The organism is Acidovorax sp. (assembly GCF_046291265.1).
Classification (GTDB): domain Bacteria; phylum Pseudomonadota; class Gammaproteobacteria; order Burkholderiales; family Burkholderiaceae_C; genus Acidovorax.
Genome location: NZ_JBKBTV010000129.1, coordinates 1 through 3,800, shown reverse-complemented (window position 1 = coordinate 3,800; position 3,800 = coordinate 1). Strand labels below are relative to the sequence as shown.

At 62.6% G+C, this 3,800-nt stretch carries 3 protein-coding genes and 1 pseudogene; all 4 read left to right on the top strand.

The genetic code is table 11. The annotated features are described in order from the left end of the window. A pseudogene (locus ACK41V_RS23385) lies at positions 1-170 on the top strand (3-isopropylmalate dehydratase small subunit); the annotation flags it as partial. Positions 171-258: 88 nt separating this feature from the next. Beyond that, positions 259-1,329 (top strand): 3-isopropylmalate dehydrogenase, encoded by a 1,071-nt coding sequence (gene leuB / locus ACK41V_RS23380; protein ID WP_409786030.1) that lies wholly within the window; start codon positions 259-261, stop codon positions 1,327-1,329. A gap of 402 nt (positions 1,330-1,731) precedes the next feature. Beyond that, positions 1,732-2,868 (top strand): aspartate-semialdehyde dehydrogenase, encoded by a 1,137-nt coding sequence (gene asd / locus ACK41V_RS23375; protein ID WP_409786028.1) that lies wholly within the window; start codon positions 1,732-1,734, stop codon positions 2,866-2,868. A 305-nt stretch (positions 2,869-3,173) separates the two neighbouring features. Further along, on the top strand, positions 3,174-3,800 hold a 627-nt coding region (locus ACK41V_RS23370), incomplete at its 3' end, for a FimV family protein (RefSeq protein ID WP_409786026.1).

Below are 3,800 nucleotides of genomic sequence, written 5' to 3'. Positions count from 1 at the left end.
GGCCCCAGGGCGAAGAGATCCCGTTCGACGTGCAGGCCTTCCGCAAATACTGCCTGCTCAACGGTTTTGACGACATCGGCCTGACCTTGCTCCAGTCCGACAAGATCAAGGCGTTTGAAGCGCAGCGCCTGGCCACCAAGCCCTGGCTCGCGCACACCATGGTGTCGTAAGACGGCGTGGACATCCAAAATATCAGTCAAATTGGCCTCTAGCGCTTTATCCATAAGCGCTAGCAGCTATCAAAAACAAAGCAATTCAATGAAAATCGCAGTTCTGCCGGGTGACGGCATTGGCCCTGAAATCGTGTCCGAAGCCGTCAAGGTGCTCGAAGCCCTTGAACTCCCGTTCGAGATGGAATCCGCCCTGGTCGGCGGCGTGGCGTATGACGCCCACGGCCACCCGCTGCCTGAAGCCACCCTCAAGCTCGCCAAAGAATCCGATGCCATCCTGTTCGGCGCCGTGGGCGACTGGAAATACGATACGCTCGACCGCCCCTTGCGCCCCGAGCAAGCCATCCTGGGCCTGCGCAAGAACCTGGGTCTGTTCGCCAACTTCCGCCCCGCCATCTGCTATGAGCAACTGGTGAGCGCATCGAGCCTGAAGCCCGAGCTGATCGCGGGCCTGGACATCCTCATCATTCGCGAGCTGACGGGCGACATCTACTTCGGCCAGCCGCGCGGCCGCCGTGTGGCCACCGACGGCCACTTCCCCGGTGCCGAAGAAGCCTTCGACACGATGCGCTACAGCCGCCCCGAGATCGAACGCATCGCCCACGTCGCCTTCCAGGCAGCCCGCAAGCGGAGCAACAAGGTCACCAGCGTGGACAAGGCCAACGTGCTCGAAACCTTCCAGTTCTGGAAGGACGTGGTCACCGACGTGCACAAGGAATACCCCGACGTCGAGCTGCAGCACATGTATGTGGACAACGCGGCCATGCAGCTTGTGAAGGCGCCCAAGGCGTTTGACGTGGTGGTAACCGGCAACATGTTCGGCGACATCCTGTCGGACGAAGCGTCCATGCTCACCGGCTCCATCGGCATGCTGCCCTCGGCCAGCCTGAACAGCAGCAACCAGGGCCTGTACGAACCCAGCCACGGCAGCGCGCCGGATATCGCCGGCAAGGGCGTGGCCAACCCGCTGGCCACCATCCTGTCGGCCGCGATGATGCTGCGCTTCAGCCTGAACCAGGAAGCCGCCGCCCAGCGCATCGAAGCCGCCGTGCAAAAGGTGCTGGCCCAGGGCTTGCGCACCCCCGACATCTACAGTGAAGGCACCACCAAGGTGGGCACGGCGCAGATGGGCGATGCCGTGGTGGCGGCCTTGAAGTAAGGGCCAGGCCTTTGGCGCTGCGCCCCTTGCCGCCCATGGTGGTGGGTGCGTAGAGCACTGAACACTGCATTCGTCCTGTACATCTGTCCTGTACGGGGCGGGATGCGCAAAAAAGGGCGGTCTTCGGGCCGCCCTTTGTTGTTTCTGCACCCCGACAGGTCGGCGCGCTGGCCCGTCGGGCGACCCTCCGATATACTCGTCACCCAATGTTTGCCGCCCACACGTTCGCTCTGAACCTCACACCCGCCGCCACGGCCGGTGTTGCTGCGCGCGCAACCATCACCAAAACCACGACCATTAAGGGCTGACTCAGCCTGGTTCGTCGTGCGCCCCTCCTGGCCTCTGACGAGCCAGGCGAGCAGTCCGGTCTGGCACTGTTTCTTAATCTGAAAGGGCGTTGAAATGAGCAGCAACAAGTTGGTAGGTTTGGTCGGCTGGCGCGGCATGGTCGGCTCGGTGTTGATGGACCGCATGGTCGAAGAAAAAGACTTCGATCTGATTGAGCCATTGTTCTTCTCCACATCCAACGCAGGCGGCAAGGCCCCAGCGCAGGCCAAGAACGAAACCACCCTGCAGGACGCGTTCAACATCGACGCCCTCAAGCGCTGCGAAATCATCATCACCGCCCAAGGCGGCGACTACACCAACGAGGTGTACCCCAAGCTGCGCGCCGCAGGCTGGACCGGCCACTGGATCGATGCCGCGTCGTCCCTGCGCATGGACAAGAACGCGGTCATCGTGCTCGACCCGGTCAACATGCCCGTCATCAAGAACGCCTTGGCCAACGGCGGCAAGGACTGGATTGGCGGCAACTGCACCGTGAGCTGCATGCTGATGGGCGTGGGCGCGCTGTACAAGGCCGGCCTCGTGGAATGGATGAGCACCCAGACTTACCAAGCGGCATCGGGTGGCGGCGCGCAGCACATGCGCGAACTGCTCACGCAATACGGCACGCTGAACGCCGAAGTGCGTTCGCTGCTGGACGACCCCAAGAGCGCCATCCTGGAAATCGACCGCAAGATCATCGCCAAGCAGCGTGCACTGACTGGTGCCGAAACCGCCAACTTCGGCGTGCCACTGGGCGGCAGCCTAATCCCCTGGATCGACAAGGACTTGGGCAACGGAATGTCCAAGGAAGAGTGGAAGGGCATGGCCGAAACGAACAAGATCCTGGGCATGGGAGAAGGATTTGACTCTGCGGCCATCCCTGTGGACGGCTTTTGTGTGCGTGTAGGTGCCATGCGCTGCCACAGCCAGGCGCTGACCTTCAAGCTCAAGAAGGACGTGCCCGTAGCCGACATCGAAGCCATGATTGCCGCCGACAACCCATGGGCCAAGGTCGTTCCCAACACCCGCGAAGCCACCATCAAGGACCTGACGCCGGTGGCTGTGACCGGCACCATGACCATCCCCGTGGGCCGCATCCGCAAGCTGGCCATGGGCCCGGAGTACGTGGGCGCCTTCACTATCGGCGATCAGTTGCTGTGGGGTGCTGCAGAGCCGCTGCGCCGCATGCTGCGCATCTTGCTCGACGCCTGATACCGAAGAACTGACCGAAAAACCTGCATCAAAAGCGCGCCCTGTGAAGACTGGGCGCGCTTTTTTGCAACCAACGTCTTGACACACCCAGTTACGGGTCGTTGGCAATTGGCAACATCTATGCGCCCCAAGTTGGGGCGTCGGCACCCCGTGCACAGCGTCAGCGCCACCTCAGCTTGTCAGTGCAAAACATTGATGCTATGGTGCTTTTTACATATTTTCACGCGCCGGGGCGGGGATCAGACATGAGAAAAAAAGCACCGCTCGTCCGAGCCGCAAAAAAACCTAATCAGTTGTTGGCAAACATGCATCGATGGAAATTTTCAGTCTTGGCGGCCGCGGCCGTTGCGTCGGCGGGCTTTTATGCTGGAGACGCAGCCGCTTTGGCCCTGGGTCGCATCACGGTGCAATCTGCTTTGGGCGAGCCTTTGCGCGCCGAAATCGACCTGCCGCAGATCACCCCGGCTGAAGCCGACACCCTGCGCGCCACCACCGCCAGCCCGGAAGTCTTCCGCGCCCAGGGCATGGAATTCACGCCGACCATGAACAACCTGCAGATCCAGCTGCAGCGCCGCGCCGACGGCACCGCTGTACTGCGCCTGTCGAGCGATCGCCCGGTCAATGAGCCCTTCCTCGACCTGGTGCTGGACGCCAACTGGGGCACGGGCCGCATCGTGCGCAGTTACACCATGTTGTTTGACCCACCGACCCTGCGCCGCCCAGCGCCATCGGTCACCGCGTCACCCCAGATTTCCGCCCCTGCCACACAAGCGCCCGCACCGCGTGCCGCTGCTGCAGCTCGCAGCAATGACGTGGCAGCCGCACCGGCAGCACCCCGTCCAGCTGCAGCGCCCCGCGCAGTACCCGCTGATGGCGTGACGGTGCAAGCTGGCGATACCGCGGGCCGAATCGCAAACGCTTACCGTCCCGCC

What these genes read in the sequence shown, in the direction of transcription:
- leuB (WP_409786030.1), top strand. Translation starts at nt 259, where the DNA reads ATGAAAATCGCAGTTCTGCCGGGTGACGGCATTGGCCCTGAAATCGTG.
- asd (WP_409786028.1), top strand. Translation starts at nt 1,732, where the DNA reads ATGAGCAGCAACAAGTTGGTAGGTTTGGTCGGCTGGCGCGGCATGGTC.